The following is a 19,868-nucleotide window of genomic DNA, read 5'->3' as shown; positions in this document are numbered from 1 at the left end:
TTCTTGTGTGGCGTGCGAATCCACTTTTCTGATTCATGCTCATGAGTAGAGTCTCTTTTTTATATAAATTTGCATTCGGAAAGCTACAAGACGAGATAGGCCTTCATAACATACCTGAAAATGACCGGCCCCCATGTCGAGGAAGAGAAAAACTGATGGCTACATTCTAACTTAAATATTAACAATAATCAGACAAAGTATGAAAAAAAGCAGGTTCATGATGATGTTGTTGGCACTCCTGGTGTCGATGACATCTTTTGCCCAGGGAATTCTGGGAACTGTGATCGACGAGAGCGGAGAGCCCGTAATCGGAGCCTCTGTTGTCGAAAAAGGTAATCCTCAGAACGGTGCCATCACCAATCTTGATGGTCAGTTCACGTTGAAGGTCAACGAGGGTACACCTATTATTATTACTTATATCGGCTACACCACTCAAGAGGTGAAGGCCAGCAGTCACATGCGCATCACGATGAAGGAAGATGCACAGACACTGCAAGATGTGGTCGTCATCGGCTACGGTGTGCAGAAGAAGAGTGTGGTTACCGCCTCTATCGCCAAGGTTAGCTCAGAGGACCTTGAAGGAAAGACCCGTCTGCGCGCCGATGATGCCCTGAAGGGCTTGGCAGCAGGTGTGAACGTCACGTCGGCCAATGGTCAGCCTGGATCGCAGTCGATGATACGTGTGCGTGGTACCGGTACAATCAACGACACCAACCCACTTTATATCATTGATGGTATGCCTGCCGACCAGTATGGTCTTGAGAGCGTAAACCCCAACGATATCGAGAGTATCGAGGTGTTGAAGGATGCAGCCTCGGGCGCTATCTATGGAGCCCGTGCCGCCAACGGTGTTATTCTGGTTACCACCAAGAAGGGTAAGATAGGTAAAACCCAGATTAACTATAACTTCAGCTACGGATGCCAGAGCGCATGGAAGCACCGTGATGTGACCAGCGCTACCGACTATGCCATCCTGCAGAACGAGAAGTATGTGAACGGAGGACAGAAACCCCTGTATGCCGACCCTTACAACCTGATCGATGCCAATGGTAATAAGATCGTAGGCTTCGGTACAGACTGGCAGGAACTGTTGTTTAACGATAATGCCCCTGTCGTACAACACGACGTGTCTGTCAGCGGTGCATCCGAGAAGGTTAACTATTACCTTTCTATGGGTTATTACACTCAGGATGGTATTGTGGGTGGAAACTATGGCCGCTCGAACTATGATCGTCTGACACTACGTTCAAACAACCAGTTCAATATCTTTGACGACTCTAAGGAACGTTCGTTCCTGAACAAACTTGATATCAGCGCCAACCTCAGTTATATGCGTACGCATAGTACTGGCATCGATACCAACTCTACATGGGGCTCGCCTCTGGGTTCTGCCCTTTATCTGGCTCCATTGCTGCCAGTAACGCTCACGGGTGATGTGGCTCAGGATATGATTGACCGTTATAGCGCGTATGATCTGTACCGCGATGCTAACGGTGATCCTTATACGATTCCGAACTATGTGGGTAGCTATCAGGAGCAGAATAACCCCATCGCCATGATGCAGGGCAACCCCAGCAAGGGCTGGAGTCATAAGTTCATGCCTAAGTTCGCGATTGACCTGCAGCTGTGGGATAACCTGAAGTATCATTTTACATGGAGCGCAGAGCAGTCGTTCTGGGGCAGCGATGCTGCAACGGTTACGAAGTACTACCTCTCGGGTAACAACAACTCCGACCATACGCAGGCTTCATCCGAGAAGGCCAATGCCACACAGTGGCAGGTGGAGAACACCCTGACCTACGATAAGGAGTTTGGCAAGCACTCGATAGGTGTTGTGCTGGGACAGAGTGCCTTGAAGTACAAGGGTAGCTATGTAGGTGCATCGCATTGGAACCTGATCAACATAGGTAAGCCATATGTTGACTATACCACTGGCGGTAGCATTGAGACGACTACCGATGCTGATGGACATATCACAGGCGTGAAGAGTCTGGTCAATGGATGGGCCGGTCCATACGTTGAGCATCACCTTGCATCGCTTTTTGCACGTCTGAGTTATAACTACGACGAGAGATATATGTTCCAAGGCACGATCCGTCGTGACGGATCGAGCCGATTCGGATCGAATAATAAATATGGTGTGTTCCCTTCATTCTCAATTGGATGGAACATCATGAACGAGAAGTTCATGGAGAGCACACGCGACTGGCTGACCAACCTGAAGTTCCGTGCCAGTTGGGGTAAGAACGGTAACGAGAATATCGGTGACTTCCGCTACACGGTGCTGACCACCACAGGTGGCACCAGCAACTACTACTTCGGACGTCAGGCAGCCATGGTCTACGGTTCGAAAGCCAATGGACTGGCCAACGAGAACCTGAAGTGGGAAGAGAGCGAGCAGACCGACTTGGGTATCGACCTCGGATTCTGGAACAATAAACTGACCTTCACCGTTGACTATTATATCAAGAAGACCAACGGTATGCTGATGACCATGCCTATCCCATCGTATGTCGGCGAGACCAAGCCTATCGGTAATGTCGGCGACATGGAGAACAGTGGTATCGAGTTTGAGTTGGGTTACAAGTGGAACGTGGGCGATGCTCACTTCGCTATCAAGGGTAACGCCTCTTATCTGAAGAACAAACTGAAGAACCTGGGTAACGACACCGGTTTCCTGAACTACGGTATCTCGCAGTTCAGCGATGGTGGCACACGTGCCGAGAATGGTCAGCCTTTCCCGTACTTCTATGGATACAAGACGGCGGGCGTGCTGCAGAACAAGGCCGAGGCCGATGCTTATAATGCGAAATACGGTACGAGCTCTAACCCTGGCGACCTGATCTTTGTTGATGTGGACAACGATGGCTTCATTACCAGCAACGACCGCACCAAGATTGGTAAGCCGACACCCGATTGGACTTTCGGTATGAACTTCAACGCTGAGTGGAAGGGCTTCGACCTGAACCTTTTCTTCCAGGGTGTGAGTGGTGCCGATATCTTCGACGCTACCTGGCGACAGGACATTGAATCGGGTAATTATCCCACTTGGGTGCTGAATCGTTGGACTGGCGAAGGTACGTCGAACAAGTTACCTATGCTGAAACTGGGCGACTCGAAGAACTGGGTGGTTAGCGACATCTACGTACAGGATGGCAGCTACCTGCGCCTGAAGAACCTCGCACTGGGCTACACGCTGCCCCGTCAGCTTACGCAAAAGGCTCGCATCGAACGCTTCCGCGTTTACGTACGTGCCGAGAACCTGTTCACTTGGACTAAGTACTGGGGATTCGATCCTGAGATTGGTACGGGCAGCACCTCAATGGGTGTAGACTACGGTGTTTATCCACAGGCACGCATCTTTACTGTAGGATTTAACCTCTCGTTGTAAGAATGGAAGGATTGAAGGATTTAAAGTTGAAATACATTAAAAGAAGTATTATGAATACGAAGATATATAAAGTGATGTGCGCTGGAGTGGTAGCAGTAGCGCTGACCGCTTGTAGCGACGATTTCCTGGAGGTGACGAATCCTACCGGAGAGCCTCTGGAGGAATATTATATGACCGACGAGCATCTGAGCGAGGCTTGTACTTCGGCCTATGCCCCTCTGCACTGGCCCGACTGGGATGGCAGTGCCTATAACGACCTGACTTGTGATGCTGAGATCATGGGCGATGACTTCTGGGTAGGTGGCGCCAGCATCAGTGACAACCAGCACTGGCATAAGCTCTTCAACTTTGAGGGCGACGGCAACAACACACTGGGAACCCTCTGGGGTGATTTCTATAGTGGTGTCAAGCGTTGTAACGACGTGATCAAGTACTGTTCCTGGGGTGGTGGTGACAGAAAGAACCGCCAGTCGTATGAGATGCAGGCCCGACTGTTGCGTGTCTACTATTATAATATCTTGTGGCATTACTATGGCAATGTGCCCTTCTATCTTGAGAACCTGAGTGAGCCATATACGGCTCCGCAGATGAAGGCCGATGAGATCTATGCCCAACTGATGCCTGAGCTGGAGGCTATTATCGCATCGGACATACTGCCCATGCGCTGGGATGTGGCCGAGAGCGGTCGCGTGTCACAGGCAATGGCCTACATGCTGTATGCTGAGATGGTGATGTACCAGAACGACTCGGCCCGCTATCCTACTGCCCTGAACTACATGAAGCAGATTATCAGCGACTCTCAGTATCAGCTGAACCCCGACTTCAAGGATCTGTTTGATGAGAGTGGTGAGTGGTGTGCCGAGAGCATCTTCGAGATCAACTATGAGGATGATAACGGTCAGCGCGACTGGGGCACTCCGTTGCACGCAGGTGGTACCGTGTTCCCAACGCTTTGCTCGCCCAACGGTTGGGCTGGCGGTGACGGTTGGGATACTGGTAACGACGGCTGGGGATTCCTGCCCATGCGACTTGAGGCTTACAACATGTATGCCGAGAACGACAAGCGCCGTGACGTGACCTGTTGGGACGTACGTAGCTACACCTACGCAGAGCGTTATCAGGATACGCACATCTGGCATGGTAAGTATCGTCCGCAGAGCGCTAATAATCAGGACTGCCCTGCATCGAAGAACCTGAACTATAACAACAACAAACGTATCTATCGCTATGCAGAGACCTTGCTGAACGCCGCCGAGCTACTGTTGCAGACTGGTGGCAGTGCTGCCGAGGCTGCAGGTTATGTCAACGAGGTACGTGCTCGTGCAGGTCTGAGCAACCTGAGTAGTGTCACCATCGATGACATCCTGACCGAGCGTCACCTGGAGTTCTGCGGTGAGGGTAAGCGTTATTTCGACCTGGTACGTGCCGAGGGTATCAGCGGCGCCACACAGAAGGCATCAACGATACTTGTGCCCGACAGCTATGGCTATCGCACGAACTCATGGACACCCAGCAAGAAGTACATTCCTCTGTCACAGAGTGAGCTCGATGCTGATAACACACTTGTTCAGAACAACTATTAATAGTTGAAGAATGGAAGAATTAAAGAATAGAAATTTGAAATAGCAAAAAGATTATGAAGAATCTGTTTATATATTCAATAGGAGTTCTGTTGACAGGTGTGATGATGACTGCCTGCTCGCCCGAAAGCTTCGACGGCGCAGACCCCAATGGTATTCCGTCAGTAAGCGATGTCGACTTTAGCATCAACGTTGATCAGGAGACCAACCAGATGATTGCCACATATACACCGCAGCCTGGTACATACCCTGTGTGGATCATAAATGGCACCACATATTCTACCTTGCAGGAGGTCGGTTATCAGAATCCTGAGGCTGGTTCTTATACCATCGACCTGAAGCTGGGTAACCGCAATGGCTTCAGTCAGGGCGTCGTGTCTAAGTCTTTCACTTTCAATGAGACCAAGATCGACTATAGCGCCGACTTCAAACGTCTGTGTGATAAGGAGTGGCGCATCGCCAACCGCGAGGTGGCTCACATGGGTTGTGGTCCTGCCGGAACCGACGGTGCTGGCTGGTGGAGTGCTCAGCCCGACGATAAGAAGGACTTCGGTGTCTACGACGACCGCATCACCTTCACCGCCGATACCCGCAAGGGTGGTTCTTATACCTACAGTGCTGGCGAGGACGGTATGACCTATGTAAACGTGGGTACCAAGTGGGGCGCAGGTGCCGATGCCGATATCGACGTTGCTCTGGGCAACCAGACTTCAACATGGACCTTTGAGGTTTACGATTGGGAGGATGCGGATGGAAACGTTTCCAAGCAGACCTACATCCAGTTGGCCGCCAACACACTATTCCCGTATATCTCTGGCGATGCTCAGTACGAGAATCCTAAGTTCCGTATCGAGGAGTTGACGGCTAAGAAGATGATATTGGTTTACGACGCCCCCGACCGTAGTATAGCCTGGCGCTTTGTCCTGACCAACGGCGAGGATGAGCCTGATAATAACGACACCCCAAGTGCCGACTGGGATTATGCCAGTGGTGCGAACCTGTGGAAGAGCGTTGACGACGGTACACTGTTCGAGGCCTTCGGCTACTGGTTTGCCGACGACAGTTGGACAGCACTGCCCACGCAGCCTGAGGCAACCCACAACGGCGATGTTTACGAACTCACCATCCCTGAGGGAACAGGCGGTAGTCAGTGGCAGGGTCAGTTCCATATCGACACCAAGCTCACGGCAAGCGCAGCCAAAGCCTACAACTTCTATCTGGTGATGGAGGCCGACAGCGATTGCCCGGGTGTAACCTTCAAACTGACCGACGCTGGCGATAGCAACTTCTTCATCGAGGAGCGTAACGACGTAAAGGCCGACGTGCCATTCGTACTGAAGCGCGAGGGCGTGACCCTGAAGGAAGGCAAGGATGCCGATGCCATCCGACTGTTCTTCGACTTTGGTGGTGCACCTGCTGGTACTCACATCAAGATCAGTAAGATTTACTTCGAGGAGGACGTTGCCATCAAGTACGATGATGCCAACAACCTGTGGAAGGGGGTTGACGAAGGAACCGTAGGCAGTGAGTTCGGCTATTGGTTCGCCGACGACAGTTGGACAGCACTGCCCACACAGCCTGTGGCAAAGCACAGCGGCGACACTTACGAGATCACACTGCCCGAGGGCATGGGTGGCAGTCAGTGGCAAGGTCAGTTCCATATCGATACCAAGCTCACGGCATCAGCTGCTAAGGCTTATCACTTTAAGATGGTCGTTGAGGCCGACGATGATTGTCCTGGCGTAACCATCAAACTGACCGATGCTGGCGATACCAACTTCTTCTGCGAGGGTCGTCACGATATCCAAGGCGGCAAACCGTTCGAGTTCGTTCTGAAGGGTGCTACTCTGAAAGAGGGCAAGGATGCCGATGCCGTCCGACTGTTCTTCGACTTCGGAGGTTCGCCCGCAGGCACCAACATCAAGATCAGTAAGATTACGCTTATAGAAGCTCAATAACAGAATAATTAATGAAACGTTGCATGCTTAACACGCTATTGCTCTCACTCACCGTGGCCCTTTGGGGCTGCGGTGGGGGTGGCGATGAACCGGAGCCCGTTGCTCCGTCAATCACCACTTCGGTGGAGTCCATCAGTGCACCTGCAACTGGGGGCTCTTATACCATCAGTGTTACCACCACCGGCAAAGAGTGGGGCGCGTATGCTGAAGGTGATTTCATAAAGGCCACTGCCCAGTATGCATCAAACGCGGTGGCAGTGACTGTCGACGAGAACCCTAACACCACAGAGCGTACCGGTAACGTCGTTATCATGTCAGGCACTGCCCGCAAGAGCATCCGCATCACCCAGGCAGCGGCCGAGAAGTCGGCCTACAATGCCCCCGAAGGCTATAAGCTGGTGTGGCAGGATGAGTTTGATGAAGGGACAGCGCTGAACGCTGACGACTGGACACATGAGGTGAAAGGCAAGGGATGGGTGAACCACGAACTGCAAGAGTACGTGAACCACAAGACGCCCGATGGTGCGCTGGTCACCCAAGTGAAGAACGGTACCCTGCGTATCACGGCCCTGAAGGAGAACGGTAAGATCTACTCTGGTCGTGTATATGCCCATGTCAAGGAGGGATGGAAGTACGGCTATATCGAGGCCAGCATCAAACTACCCAAGGGTAAGGGCACATGGCCCGCCTTCTGGATGATGCCGGTCAACTTCCGTTCGTGGCCTGCCGATGGCGAGATCGATATCATGGAGGAGGTGGGCTATCACCCCGACTACGTATCGTCGAGCCTGCATGCCAATGCACATGTGCATTCGAACAACACGCAGGTTACCCACGAGATGAAGTGTGCAGGTGCCGAGGGTGAGTTCCATACTTATGCGATCCTCTGGACGGCCAATAATATCACCACCTATGTGGATGGTAAGGTTCAGCTCAGCTACGACAACCGAGGACTGGGTAGAGACGATTGGCCCTATGATGAGCCTTTCTATGTGATCCTCAATCTGGCGTGGGGTGGCGACTGGGGCGGTGCTCAAGGCGTTGACGAGGGTGCCCTGCCTGCCACCATGGAAGTAGACTATGTGCGTGTATTCCAAAAGAAGTAATTGATGATGAAAAAGTCTTTCTTATACCTCATCGTGCTTCTGCTTGCTGCTTGTACTGCTGGCAGCGGACAGAAAGGCGATGCGGGATTTGTAACCATAAAAGGGCATGACCTGATCAAACCTAATGGCGAAAAGCTCTTTATTCAGGGTACAAACCTGGGTAACTGGCTCAATCCTGAAGGCTATATGTTCGGGTTTAGTCGCACCAATTCGGCCTGGATGATAGACTTGATGTTCAAGGAGGCTGTGGGACCAGACTTCACGGCAGCGTTCTGGCAGCGATTCAAGGATAACTACGTGACCCGTGCTGATATCAATTTCATCGCCAGTCAGGGCGCAAATACCATTCGGCTGCCGTTCAACTATAAGCTCTTCACCGACGAGGACTATATGGGACAGACGGGTGAGAAGGATGGTTATGAGCGCATTGATTCGGTGGTCAGCTGGTGCAAGGCCAACAATCTGTATCTGATCCTCGACATGCATGACTGTCCTGGTGGACAGACGGGTGATAATATCGACGACGGGCATGGCTATCCTTGGCTGTTCGAGAGCGAGAAGAGTCAGCAACTGTTCTGTGACATCTGGTGCGAGATTGCCGGGCGCTATAAGGACGAACCCACGATCCTCGGATATGAGCTCATGAACGAGCCCATCGCACATTATTTCGCCAACAAGGATTCTCTCTATACTTTGTTGCAGCCTCTCTACAAGCGTTGTGTGAAGGCTATCCGGGAGGTTGATAAGAATCATATCATCTTGTTGGGTGGCGCACACTGGAACAGTTTCTTCTGGATGCTCGACGATACCAGTTACGACGACAAGCTGATGTATACCTGTCATCGTTACGGAGGACCGGCCACCAAGGAGGCCATCGCTCATTATATCCACTTCCGCGACTCGGTCAACCGCCCCATGTATATGGGTGAGTTCGGGCATAATACCATGGAGTGGCAGAGTGACTTCGTGCATGTGCTTAAGGAGGTGAACATCGGCTATACCTTCTGGCCCTATAAGAAGGTGGACAACTCATGTATGATGGGTATCCAGCGCCCTGACGGGTGGGATGGTATCGTCGTCAGATACGCTGAGACTTCGCGTAACACCTATCAAGAATGGCGAGAGGCACGTCCCGACCAGACTCGTTTCCGTGAACTGCTCATGCAGTTCGCCGAGAACTGTCGCATTGAGAACTGCCATCCTCAGACGGATTATATCCGAACGATGGGGATGAAGGAGTGACAGAAGTTAAGAACCAAGAAATAAAAGTTAGGATAATATGATTAGTAAGACATACAGGAGAATTCTGGTCGGTTGCACAATCCTTATCGGCCATTCCTCTTTAGGCGAGGCACAGTCTGTGCCTGTCTATCTCGACGAGTCGAAGCCTGTGGAGCAGCGTATCGAGGATGCCCTGGCCCGGATGACGCTCGACGAGAAGATCGCCGTGATCCATGCACAGTCTAAGTTCTCCAGTCCTGGTGTGAAGCGCCTGGGCTTCCCTGACCTCTGGACTGATGACGGTCCTCATGGTGTTCGTCCCGATGTGCTCTGGGACGAGTGGGTGCAGGCCGGACAGACCAACGACTCGTGCGTAGCCTTTCCTGCGCTGACCTGTCTGGCGGCCACATGGAACCCTCAGATGGCCCGTCTCTATGGCGAGAGCCTCGGTGAGGAGGCCCTCTATCGTAAGAAGAGTGTCATCCTCGGTCCGGGTGTCAATATCTATCGTACGCCTCTCGGCGGACGTAACTTCGAATATATGGGTGAGGACCCCCTGCTCGCCTCCCGTATGGTGGTGCCCTATGTGCAGGGTCTCCAGTCGAAGGGCGTGGCCGCCTGTGTGAAGCACTATGCCCTGAACAACGATGAGGAGTATCGCCATCAGGTGAATGTCGTCGTGAGCGACCGTGCTCTCCACGAGATCTACCTGCCTGCCTTCAAGGCAGCGGTGACAGAGGGTGGGGCATGGGCCATCATGGGTGCCTATAACCTCTATCGGAACCAACACAATTGTCATAATAGCATCCTGCTCAACAAGATACTGAAACAAGACTGGGGCTTCGACGGTGTGGTCATCAGCGACTGGGGTGGCTGTCACGATACCGACGAGGCCGTCACCAATGGGCTCGATCTTGAGTTCGGAACCTGGACCGACGGACTGACCATGGGGCGCACCAATGCCTACGATAGTTATCATCTGGCCGAAGCCTATAAGCAGGCCATCCGTGAGGGCAGATACACCACGAAAGAGCTCGACGAGAAGGTGCGCCGTGTGCTCCGCCTGTTCTATCGTACGACGATGAGGCGCGAGAAACCGTTTGGTTTCCTCTGCTCGGAGAGTCATTACGACGCAGCCCTGAGGATTGCCCAGGAGGGAATCGTACTGTTGAAGAATGATAGGGTGGCCAAGGCTGGGGGGAAAAAGGAGACCGCTCCGCTACTACCTCTTGATCTCTCAAAGAAGAAACGTATCCTCGTGGTCGGCGAGAACGCCATCAAGATGATGACGGTCGGCGGAGGCTCTTCCTCGTTGAAGGTTCAGCGTGAGATTCTCCCCCTTGATGCCATTCAGGCCAGATGCTCAAAGTTCAAAGCTCAATGTTCCTACGCCCGTGGCTATGTCGGTGACACCATCCAGAGCTACGATGGTGTGACCGTGGGGCGCTCGCTCTATGAGGCTCGTTCGGCCGAGGAACTGAGGACTGAGGCTGTGGTCAAGGCCAAGGAGGCCGATGTGGTCATCTTCTTCGGTGGACTTAACAAGAGCGACTATCAGGACAGTGAGGGACACGACCGTCGCCAGTATGGTCTGCCTTATGGACAGGATGAGCTCCTCGAGGCGCTCCTCGCAGTCAACAAGGATATCGTCTATGTCAATATCTCTGGTAATGCCGTCGCCATGCCTTGGCTCGACAAGGTGCCTGCCGTCGTGCAGGGCTGGTTTATCGGCTCTGAGGCAGGTGAGGCTTTGGTCTCTGTGCTGATGGGCGACGTGAACCCTTCCGGCAAACTGCCCTTCACCTGGTATCAGCGTCTGGAGGACTGTGGTGCTCATGCCTTGAACACCTATCCTGGTACGTGGCGCGACGACCATCAGGTAATCGACGAGACGTACAAGGAGGGTGTCTATGTGGGGTATCGTTGGACCGACAAGCAGAAGGTGCGTCCGCTCTTCGCCTTCGGTCATGGCCTGAGCTATACCACGTTTAAGTTTGGTAAGCTCACCGCCGACAGACAGCGTCTCACCGCTGATGAGCAGATCACCTTCACCGTGAGTGTCACCAATACCGGTCGCCGGGCTGGCAGCGAGACCGTCCAGCTCTATATCGCTGACAAGAAAGCCTCGGTCGACCGACCCGTGAAGGAGTTGAAGGCCTTCCAGAAGGTGTTCCTCCAGCCGGGCGAGACTACCGATGTGAAGCTCACGATAGGGCGTGATGCCCTGAGCTTCTATGATGAGACTACACAGGCCTGGAAGGCCGAACCGGGCGAGTTCGAGGCTCTCGTAGGCTCTGCCTCCGACCGCTTGCCTGCCAAGTATATATTCAGATTGGAATGATGAATTTAGAATGCATATATTGATAGAAGTTGGTAATTGGAAGATTGTTTTTAGGAGTTGACAAGAGGAAGTCTGGGGAAGAATACTTTCCCGGACTTCTTTTCTCTCGCTTATTCGTACCTCTGCGATTCTAATCGCGAAGATACTCCGTCTCGAGAGATGTCTCTTTTGTTATAAACTCTCTCAACTTTTCGTATCTCTGTGCTCTGCGAGCACGAAGACACTCACGCTCGGAAAAATCCAAATAAATTTGGTTTTTCTCTCGCTTATTCGTATCTTTGTCCCACGAAAGTGGAAACGATGAAGAAGATACTGTTGCTCTTGGTGCTGCTGACGGTCGTGGGTGTCGGCTCTGCGGCTCGCCATCATGACCTGACGTCTTATTGCAAGGCGGTAGACGAGGCCATTGCCCACTCTGCCGACTATGTGGCGGCTCATGAACAGAAGATCGGCGTGGCCCGACGGGAACTGGCGTATGAGACCTCAGCGAAAGGGAAGTATCAATGTAACTATAAGCTGTACGAGCTTTACAAGCCTTTCGTGAGCGATTCCGCCATGTATTTCCTTCGTCAGTGTATTACCTTGGCCGATGGCATGGGCGATGTGTCGTCGGCTGTTAAATGTCGTTCGCAGTTGGCTATCCGTTGTTCGAACATCGGTATGTACGACGAAGCACTGAGCATCCTCGACTCCATCAAGAACCTGAACGTCGACACCTTGGCGCTGGGCACCTATTACGAGGCCTACAACAACGTGTATAGCGAACTGGCTTATTATACTCATCTGGACTATATGCACCAGAACTATCTGGAGAAGGCTTATCATTATGAGCAGTTGATGATGGACGCTCTGCCACCGACCAGTGAGTCGTGCTTCCTGCGCAGGGAGCAGCGTGCTCAGGGCGAGGGTAGGCTGGAAGAGTCTATGCATATCAACGACGAGTGGCTGAAGACCGTGGAACCCGGTTCTCATCCGTATGCCATGGTGGCTCTCTATCGGTATATTGAGTATAAGCTGCGGCGCGACAGTGTGCAGATGATGCACTGGCTGGTGGAGTCGGTGCTGGCCGATATCCGACATGCCGCCATGGACCAGGGGTCGATGTGGGAACTGGCCAATGAGTTGATGCTGAATGGCGATATCGATAAGGCCTCGAGCTATATCAGCTTTACCAGCGACTGTGCCAACAGGTACGGGTCGCGACAGCGTAACTGGCAGATAGCTCCGTTGCTCACCACTATCGCGAAGAACTATAAGAGTCAGAGCGAGCGTACCACGTCTCAGCTGCGCATGGCCCTGGCGGGTATCAGTGTACTGGCGTTGCTGTTGCTGGGCGTACTCTTGTTCCTCCATCGCCGTAACCGTCAGTTGAATGCCGCCCGTAAGGCGCTGAAGGGTTCGAACGACGAACTGGCGTCGGCCAATCAGCAGTTGGCCGCCCAGACGGATGAGTTGTCGGCACTGAACAGTGAGCTGTCGATGCTGAACTCCCAGCTCTCCGAGAGCAACCGTGTGAAGGAGGAGTATATCGGACGCTTCATGAGTCTCTGCTCACAGTATATCGACAAGATCGACGACTATCGGAAGATGGTCAACAAGAAGATGAAGAACAAGGAGCTCGACGAGCTGTTCCGCCTCTCGAAGTCGACCGAGCTGAAGGAGCATGAGCTGGAGGAGCTCTATCAGAACTTCGACTCTGTGTTCCTGCATCTCTTCCCGAACTTCGTCAACGACTTCAATGCTCTGCTGCAGCCCGACATGCAGGTGCGTCCGAAAGAGGAGAACCGGCTGACGACGGAGATCCGTATCTTCGCCTTGATCCGTCTGGGTATCGAGGACTCCTCGAAGATCGCGGAGTTCCTGCACTACAGCGTGAACACAATCTATAACTATCGGGCGCGCATCAAGAACGGTGCCCTCGACAACCGTGAGAGCTTCGAGCGCCGCATCAAGCAGTTGGGAATAATTCAATAACTTAACCATATTATCAATAATGAAAAGAATAATCTTCACGCTTACGCTCATGGTGGCACTCATGAGCGCACAGGCACAGATCCTGTACAAGATCTCTGGTCGTGGACTGACCGCACCCTCTTATATCGTGGGCACCTATCATCTGGCCCCCGTGTCGTTCGTTGACTCCATCCCTGGCATCCGTCAGGTCATGGCCGACTGCCAGCAGGTGTACGGCGAACTGGTGATGGCCGACCTGCTTGGTTCCGACAGTCTGGCGCAGATTCAGCTGGCGATGCTGCTGCCCGAGGGTATGACACTCGACAATCTGTTGGATACCGACGAGATGGGACGTCTGAATGCCTATATGAAACAACTGATTGGCTTCGACATGACCAACCCGATGATAGCCCAGCAGATGAGCAGGATGACACCGTCGGCCCTGAGCACGACCCTGTCGGCGCTCTCTTATATGAAGAAGAGTGGTAGCATAGACTTGCAGAACTCCTTCGACGACTACTTCCAGAAGGAGGCCCGGGCTCAGGGTAAGGGCGTGGGCGGACTGGAGACGGTGGCCTTCCAGATCAAGACGCTCTTCCAGGGACAGACGCTCGAGCGCCAGAAGGAGCTGCTGATGTGCCTGGTCGATCATGCCGACTTCATGGACGAGATGGCCGAGAACGTCATCCGTGCTTTCTTTGCGCAGGACCTTGACGCTATTCAGAAGGCGATGGAGGCGAAGCTGAACAACAGCTGCGACAACACGCCGGAAGAGGATGCGGAGATCCTCGACAAGCGTAATGCCGACTGGCTGACGAAGATGCCCGCCATCATGGCAGAGAAACCGACGCTCTTTGCCGTCGGCGCCGCCCACCTATATGGCGAGAAGGGTGTCTTGCACCTGCTCCGCACCGCCGGTTACACCGTGGAGGGCGTCACCAAGTAACCACCCCTCCCGTGACAGACTTTTGTCCTAAAAAACTGCCTAAAAAAACGTTCGTCTGAAGTTGCGAACCAGAAAAACCAAGGGGGCTCTTTAGTCCCCTTTTTGTCTTATTATGGTGTACTTTCGACCTGTCTGGAGTCGTGATGTGGGCTACTTTGGATAGGGGTGCCTTCTAACAGTCAAAGAGATCATCTCCACGACCGAAAGGAATGGCATCTACGAGAGAAGGAGATAATCTCTTATAGGGTATAGGGATTATCTCCTTCTCTCGTGAACCCTATCTCCACGACTCATAGACCCTATCTCCACGACTGTAAAATCCTACCCCTTTCTTGCATGGGCGTAATTGCTTTATTATCAGTTGATTATCAAAATGGCCCAAAACTCACGCCTACGCCCCACATTCCCATGTTCCTGCCCACCACGCGAGTTATGAGCGCCCATTTGTAAAGATATATCACCACAGACTCTTCGTAAGTCCCTTCGACAGGCTCAGGGACCGCGGTAGGGTGCTCAAGGACCGCTCACCATCTACGGTCCCTGAGCCTACAATCCCCCAGCGGTCCCTGAGCTTGTCGAAGGGAGAACCGCCCCCCGCTCTCTGAGCACCCCACTGCGGTCCCTGAGCTTGTCGAAGGGAGAACCGCCCCTCACAATTTATCTCCCAGATTTGGCCGTTTCAGACAAATTGCCTATATTTGCCCTCGATATCAACCATATATCGCACGGGATTGCAAATAGACTATCTTTGTGTGTTAAAAAGAAGTAATATGAAATATTTAAAATTTAAAGATAATATTGGTTCAGTATTAAAAGAATCCTTTTTTGAAAGAGTGCTCTTCAGTTTCTTAAGAATCATCTTTTGGGGGGACAATCCGGATTTTAGGGGATTATATTCTTTGGTAGATACATGGTATATAGAATACGATGAGACGTATGAAGAAGACGGGACAATTCGTGAAGTGGGAAGAGACGCTTACGGAAGGATTATCGTCAAGGATCCTGACAAAAGGAACTATGGTTTCTGGAACGACACGAATATGGGGCTCAATGATTTTATCGAGAAAATGCATGCCGAGTATATCAGCAAGGAAGAATTCGAGGCCGTATGGAACGAAGAGCTTGTTCGAGTAGATAAGAAGTCTTATCGATAAATAACACAGCAAACGGTATGGGAATTATATTTGAGAAGGAGTTCTAATAAGTTATGCAGAAAGTTTATATATCATTATTTATAGTATTGTTATTCTCGTGCTGCACGTCTTCGGATAGCAAAGATGCAGAACTTGAATATCCTATCGAGATAAACAACAAGGATCTGGTAGAAGCTATTACAGAATATCAGGACTTTCTATATAAGGATAGAAAGGCAGACATAGAGCGTGGTGACTCAGTCTATGTGGGAGTATGGTCAAGAGACGTTAATGATAGTATATATCGTTATTATCTAGCCCCTGTGCGTGGCATGTTGGTACTCCCGATTGTTGCTCCTTTTGATCTGTGCAAGGTAAATGGTCATCATGTGATATTCTCACATGCTATCTTGTCTATGAAGGTTCGATTAGAAAATAGGTTTAGCATACTTTCGGATACGGCATATGTCAAATTCTCAAAGATACTCTTCCCAAAGGAATATGAAGAGAATAATAAAGGGAAGTGGTTAGACCTAGATGAGCCTGAGAATTGCTATCTGACATTCCTTGGAGACAGCTTGATTGATAAGACTTTTAAGCGTGGTTCGATAAGAGACAAAATCCCTGTAAAGCTTAATGGCGAGGAAGTCTATCTGTGATCGCTGCACCTAATCATTACTTTGTATATACCAGTCAAGAAAAGAAATCAAAACATAAGTATGGTAAATTTATGAAGAATAATTATATCACTTTATTATGTGCCTTTTTTATGCCACTCATGATAGTCTGTTGTACAGGTGACAGGCATTATGTGGTGCATAAGGAAGACGTTCTTTCGACAGGTTTTAAACAATGGCGTGAATATTTCGTGTCTGTTGATAATGACACCATGGCTGCTTCTTTCTCTTTTAAGCGATGGAGCGGAGATTGTCTCCAACTGAGTGTCGATTTTAACCAAGACATAAAGCACTTTCAGCAAGGGAGAAAGAAGAGCGGAGGGAAGTATAAGGTCTCTACTTACCAAGAGTTCCTCCAACAGTTCGGAGAATGTTTAAAAGAGGCAAGGAATGATATTGATATTTCTCGTGTTGGTTCTATGGAAATTCTTTTGTTGGACAACCTTCCTGACATTGCCATTGCTGTTAGTCGCCAACTGACGAAAGAGAATATGTTTAACCATTCAGCTGTTGACTCTGCTTTGTATCACACTTCTCTCAAAAGCGATTTGGAAGGGATTCTGCAGAGATATCATTTGTGTGTCGGAGAGATGATGAGCGTAGATATGATCATTCCTGTAGATGCCGAAGATTATGCCAAGCAGTACAATCTCTCAAGAGATAGCCTCCCAGAGAAGATTATTGGTGTTCTGATCTATGTCGGATTAGAAAGTATGGATGTGAAATAGGAATTATTATGCTGGATCGTTGGGACGCTTTTGCTATATTTGCCCTCGATATCAACCATATGTCGCATGGGGTTGCTAATAAACTTTTTTTGTGTGGTAAAATGAAGTCATATGAAATATTTAAAATTCAATTATAATCTTGGTCCTATCCCAGAGTATTCTTTCTTCGTAAAGCTTCTGATAAAGTTAATAAGGATTATTATCCCAGAAGAGAATCCGGATTTTAGGCAATCATACCACTTAGTCGAAACATGGTATATCGAATACGATGAGACGTGTGAAAATGATGGAGTTTGCCGTGAAGTAGGAAGAGACACTTATGGAAGGGTTATTGTTAAAGACCCTGATGACAGGAATTATGGGTATTGGACTGATGTTTATGGGGGAATAAATGATTACATCGAGCATATGCACGCCGAATATATCAGCAAAGAAGAATTCGAGGCCGTATGGAACGAGGAGCTTGTTCGAGTAGATAAGAAGTCTTATCGATAAATAACACAGCAAACGGTATGGGAATTATATTTGAAAAAGAGTTCTAATAAGTTATGCAGAAAGTTTATATATCATTATTTATAGTATTGTTATTCTCGTCCTGCTCAAAAGGATATGATAGAGTAGAATTGATAGCTGGCGATAGCTGCCAGTATTGGTTTTGTGTGAATTCAGATCCTATGGTCAAGACAAAATTCTACATGTACTTTGATCGTAAGGGGAAACGCGTTATTCTCGAAGAAAGATATGCCGACAAGAAATGCTATCTCTATGACGGAGGGGATGTGGAATATATCCCTACATGGTCTTTGGTGAATGATTCTGTAATTAAAATGGGTAACCTCAATTGGAAATTGAACATTGTGAATGATACATTCCTGATCATTACGACAGACGAAGACCGTTGGGTAGACACGCTGTACAAGGTAACGGATCCTCATTTGCTAAAGAAACTACGTGAGGTTCGAATTCCATAATAGTAAGAGAATCGTCCTTTTGTCGCATCAACCCGCCTTACGTACAGTAACAGGGAAAAACAAGTTGCCTATATTTGCCCTCGATATCAACCATATGGCTTGGAAGATGATAAGCAATAGCTATAAGTTCACCTACGATGTGGCCAACCGCCTGAAGAATGCGTTCTACTACCAGAACTAGGACCATCTTGGCACGGGGCGCGAGGTGGGTTCTATAAAAAAGTGTTAGAGAAGAATTAGTTATGAAGAAGTTCTATCACATATTATTATTTATATCGTCGGTAGCATTAACTTCATGTTTTGTTGCTGCTGGATCGTATACATATGCGGAGAGTTATATAATTGATTCTCCATCAAGAGATAGCCTTGTACATAGAATAAAGGTTTTCAAGCAGATTCGTGGTATGGATTTGTTTGAGAGAGTTCCTGAGATGGACACATTAGCAAATATTGATGGGCTTTCATCTTCTTTCTACATGATGCATTTTAAGATACATGATAGTCATAATGACACCATAGCATATAGGTGTGCAATTAACATGAGTGAGTCTGTCTCTGATTCTTCAGAGGTGAAACTTTCCCTTGTATCCGTGTCGGAAGGTATCAGGTCTTTACGGTGGAAAGAGATAAATACAGATGATTTAGTGAAGGAGAAAAACCAATACTATAAGAGTGTTTTCGAGAAAGAGGTCTTGGGTGAATTGGGTTACTCATGGAAAAGAGATACTTTCATGAGGGCCCTCATGAAGATGTTGAAGAATTAGACAAATATGTAATAAGGGATTAAATGAGAAGCTATAACTTATATGTATACTATATATAGAAATATTTATTATAAAAGATGTGTATTCTTTGGAATGGCGTGTAGCGTTATATGTTGTATTCCTATTTTCCTTCTAATTGCCATAAAAGGTTATTCTTGGAATTATTCCTCATTCGTGAGTAGTTACATCATAGTACCATATATATTGTTTTATCTGATTAAGTACTTAAGGAAAAGTTTAAACTTTCTAGTTTTAAAGATTGACGACAATGGTATGTTGCTATGCCGTAAGAAGAATGAAGAAGTCTTTGTTCCGTGGGAAAGGATTAAACGTGTAATATTTGTATTAGATGATTATGGGTCAAAGGTCATAGTTCGTCAACACAATAAAGAGATACACGAACTTCGGTTGACAGACTATTTTTATATTCTCAGGCCCCGAGGTGCGATTAAAGCGGCATATAAATATGTTGATGATACAGATAAGATAATGGAAGTGAAGGATAGCTTAGCTTCAACGTATAACAGCATCATGTGGGATATATCTGAAAAAGGCAATAAAAGAAGGAACAACCGATAAAGACATTATATCTTTAATAAGCGCTGCAAATAAAGGTCTTAAAGGAACCGGGATACAGATTGTATTTGAAAGAACCGGAGGTGGTACTGATAGTTATGAATTAGATAAGAAAACCAGATGAAACAGATTGTATATATATCATTATTTTTGTTAGGTGTCATGTCCTGCTCAAAAGGATATGATAGAGTAGAATTGATAGCTGGCGATAGCTGCCAGTATTGGTATTATGCGCATTTTGATCCTTATATCAAGACAAAATTCTACATGTACTTTGATCGTAAGGGGAAAATGTATACTCTCGCAGAAAGGTATGCCGACAAGAAATGCTATCTCTATGAGATAGATGATGTGGTAGTTACTCCGAGATGGTCTTTGGTGAATGATTCTGTAATTAAGATGGGTGACCTCAATTGGAAATTGAACATTGTGAATGATACATTCTTGATTGTAACATATGATGAATTTCATTGGGTAGACACGCTATACAAGGTAACGGATCCTCATTTGCTAAAGAAACTAC

The 19,868-nt window shown here is 49.1% G+C and carries 15 protein-coding genes; all 15 read left to right on the top strand.

Annotated features, from left to right (window positions below):
• The first annotated feature begins 199 nt into the window (after window positions 1-199).
• Window positions 200-3,391 (top strand): SusC/RagA family TonB-linked outer membrane protein, encoded by a 3,192-nt coding sequence (locus BLU99_RS10975; protein ID WP_091902091.1) that lies wholly within the window; start codon window positions 200-202, stop codon window positions 3,389-3,391.
• Between the two features lie 50 nt (window positions 3,392-3,441).
• Window positions 3,442-4,974, top strand: coding sequence for a RagB/SusD family nutrient uptake outer membrane protein (locus tag BLU99_RS10970; RefSeq protein WP_091902260.1), 1,533 nt, complete (start codon window positions 3,442-3,444; stop codon window positions 4,972-4,974).
• 53 nt (window positions 4,975-5,027) lie between these two features.
• On the top strand, window positions 5,028-6,929 hold the full coding sequence (locus BLU99_RS10965) for a hypothetical protein (protein WP_091902089.1): 1,902 nt from the start codon (window positions 5,028-5,030) through the stop codon (window positions 6,927-6,929).
• Window positions 6,930-6,940: 11 nt separating this feature from the next.
• Window positions 6,941-8,035 carry a family 16 glycosylhydrolase gene (locus BLU99_RS10960; protein WP_091902087.1) on the top strand — a complete coding sequence of 365 codons (1,095 nt, stop codon included), beginning with the start codon at window positions 6,941-6,943 and terminating at the stop codon, window positions 8,033-8,035.
• Between the two features lie 6 nt (window positions 8,036-8,041).
• Complete coding sequence (locus BLU99_RS10955) at window positions 8,042-9,277, top strand: glycoside hydrolase family 5 protein (RefSeq protein WP_091902259.1); 1,236 nt, start codon at window positions 8,042-8,044, stop codon at window positions 9,275-9,277.
• Window positions 9,278-9,314: 37 nt separating this feature from the next.
• On the top strand, window positions 9,315-11,597 hold the full coding sequence (locus BLU99_RS10950; RefSeq protein ID WP_091902085.1) for a glycoside hydrolase family 3 C-terminal domain-containing protein: 2,283 nt from the start codon (window positions 9,315-9,317) through the stop codon (window positions 11,595-11,597).
• Between the two features lie 300 nt (window positions 11,598-11,897).
• Window positions 11,898-13,571 (top strand): DUF6377 domain-containing protein, encoded by a 1,674-nt coding sequence (locus BLU99_RS10945; protein ID WP_091902082.1) that lies wholly within the window; start codon window positions 11,898-11,900, stop codon window positions 13,569-13,571.
• A 19-nt stretch (window positions 13,572-13,590) separates the two neighbouring features.
• Window positions 13,591-14,496: a TraB/GumN family protein gene (locus tag BLU99_RS10940; protein WP_091902080.1), complete on the top strand. Its 906-nt coding sequence runs from the start codon at window positions 13,591-13,593 to the stop codon at window positions 14,494-14,496.
• Between the two features lie 770 nt (window positions 14,497-15,266).
• Window positions 15,267-15,650 carry a hypothetical protein gene (locus tag BLU99_RS10935; protein ID WP_091902078.1) on the top strand — a complete coding sequence of 128 codons (384 nt, stop codon included), beginning with the start codon at window positions 15,267-15,269 and terminating at the stop codon, window positions 15,648-15,650.
• Between the two features lie 53 nt (window positions 15,651-15,703).
• Entirely contained in the window at window positions 15,704-16,288 is a 585-nt protein-coding gene (locus BLU99_RS10930; RefSeq protein WP_091902076.1) for a hypothetical protein, read from the top strand.
• Window positions 16,289-16,359: 71 nt separating this feature from the next.
• Entirely contained in the window at window positions 16,360-17,034 is a 675-nt protein-coding gene (locus tag BLU99_RS10925; protein ID WP_144006145.1) for a hypothetical protein, read from the top strand.
• Between the two features lie 111 nt (window positions 17,035-17,145).
• The gene (locus BLU99_RS10920) at window positions 17,146-17,529 is read left to right on the top strand and encodes a hypothetical protein (protein ID WP_091902072.1); all 384 of its coding nucleotides are present in this window, start codon (window positions 17,146-17,148) and stop codon (window positions 17,527-17,529) included.
• Window positions 17,530-17,708: 179 nt separating this feature from the next.
• Window positions 17,709-18,005 carry a hypothetical protein gene (locus tag BLU99_RS10915; RefSeq protein ID WP_144006144.1) on the top strand — a complete coding sequence of 99 codons (297 nt, stop codon included), beginning with the start codon at window positions 17,709-17,711 and terminating at the stop codon, window positions 18,003-18,005.
• 242 nt (window positions 18,006-18,247) lie between these two features.
• Window positions 18,248-18,769, top strand: coding sequence for a hypothetical protein (locus BLU99_RS10910; protein WP_144006143.1), 522 nt, complete (start codon window positions 18,248-18,250; stop codon window positions 18,767-18,769).
• A 696-nt stretch (window positions 18,770-19,465) separates the two neighbouring features.
• Window positions 19,466-19,868, top strand: a 403-nt coding sequence (locus BLU99_RS10900; protein WP_144006142.1) for a hypothetical protein, incomplete at its 3' end; no start/stop codon positions are given.

It is taken from the genome of Prevotella sp. lc2012 (assembly GCF_900107065.1).
Lineage (GTDB): Bacteria > Bacteroidota > Bacteroidia > Bacteroidales > Bacteroidaceae > Prevotella.
Note: the sequence above shows the minus strand (reverse complement) of the source record. Positions and strands in the feature narration are given on the sequence as shown.

Coding starts and splice junctions, on each gene's coding strand:
- BLU99_RS10945 (WP_091902082.1), top strand. CDS start 11,898: ATGAAGAAGATACTGTTGCTCTTGGTGCTGCTGACGGTCGTGGGTGTC.
- BLU99_RS10910 (WP_144006143.1), top strand. CDS start 18,248: ATGAAGAAGTTCTATCACATATTATTATTTATATCGTCGGTAGCATTA.
- BLU99_RS10925 (WP_144006145.1), top strand. CDS start 16,360: ATGAAGAATAATTATATCACTTTATTATGTGCCTTTTTTATGCCACTC.
- BLU99_RS10935 (WP_091902078.1), top strand. CDS start 15,267: ATGAAATATTTAAAATTTAAAGATAATATTGGTTCAGTATTAAAAGAA.
- BLU99_RS10915 (WP_144006144.1), top strand. CDS start 17,709: ATGGTCAAGACAAAATTCTACATGTACTTTGATCGTAAGGGGAAACGC.
- BLU99_RS10970 (WP_091902260.1), top strand. CDS start 3,442: ATGAATACGAAGATATATAAAGTGATGTGCGCTGGAGTGGTAGCAGTA.
- BLU99_RS10920 (WP_091902072.1), top strand. CDS start 17,146: ATGAAATATTTAAAATTCAATTATAATCTTGGTCCTATCCCAGAGTAT.
- BLU99_RS10965 (WP_091902089.1), top strand. CDS start 5,028: ATGAAGAATCTGTTTATATATTCAATAGGAGTTCTGTTGACAGGTGTG.
- BLU99_RS10960 (WP_091902087.1), top strand. CDS start 6,941: ATGAAACGTTGCATGCTTAACACGCTATTGCTCTCACTCACCGTGGCC.
- BLU99_RS10940 (WP_091902080.1), top strand. CDS start 13,591: ATGAAAAGAATAATCTTCACGCTTACGCTCATGGTGGCACTCATGAGC.
- BLU99_RS10955 (WP_091902259.1), top strand. CDS start 8,042: ATGAAAAAGTCTTTCTTATACCTCATCGTGCTTCTGCTTGCTGCTTGT.
- BLU99_RS10950 (WP_091902085.1), top strand. CDS start 9,315: ATGATTAGTAAGACATACAGGAGAATTCTGGTCGGTTGCACAATCCTT.
- BLU99_RS10930 (WP_091902076.1), top strand. CDS start 15,704: ATGCAGAAAGTTTATATATCATTATTTATAGTATTGTTATTCTCGTGC.
- BLU99_RS10975 (WP_091902091.1), top strand. CDS start 200: ATGAAAAAAAGCAGGTTCATGATGATGTTGTTGGCACTCCTGGTGTCG.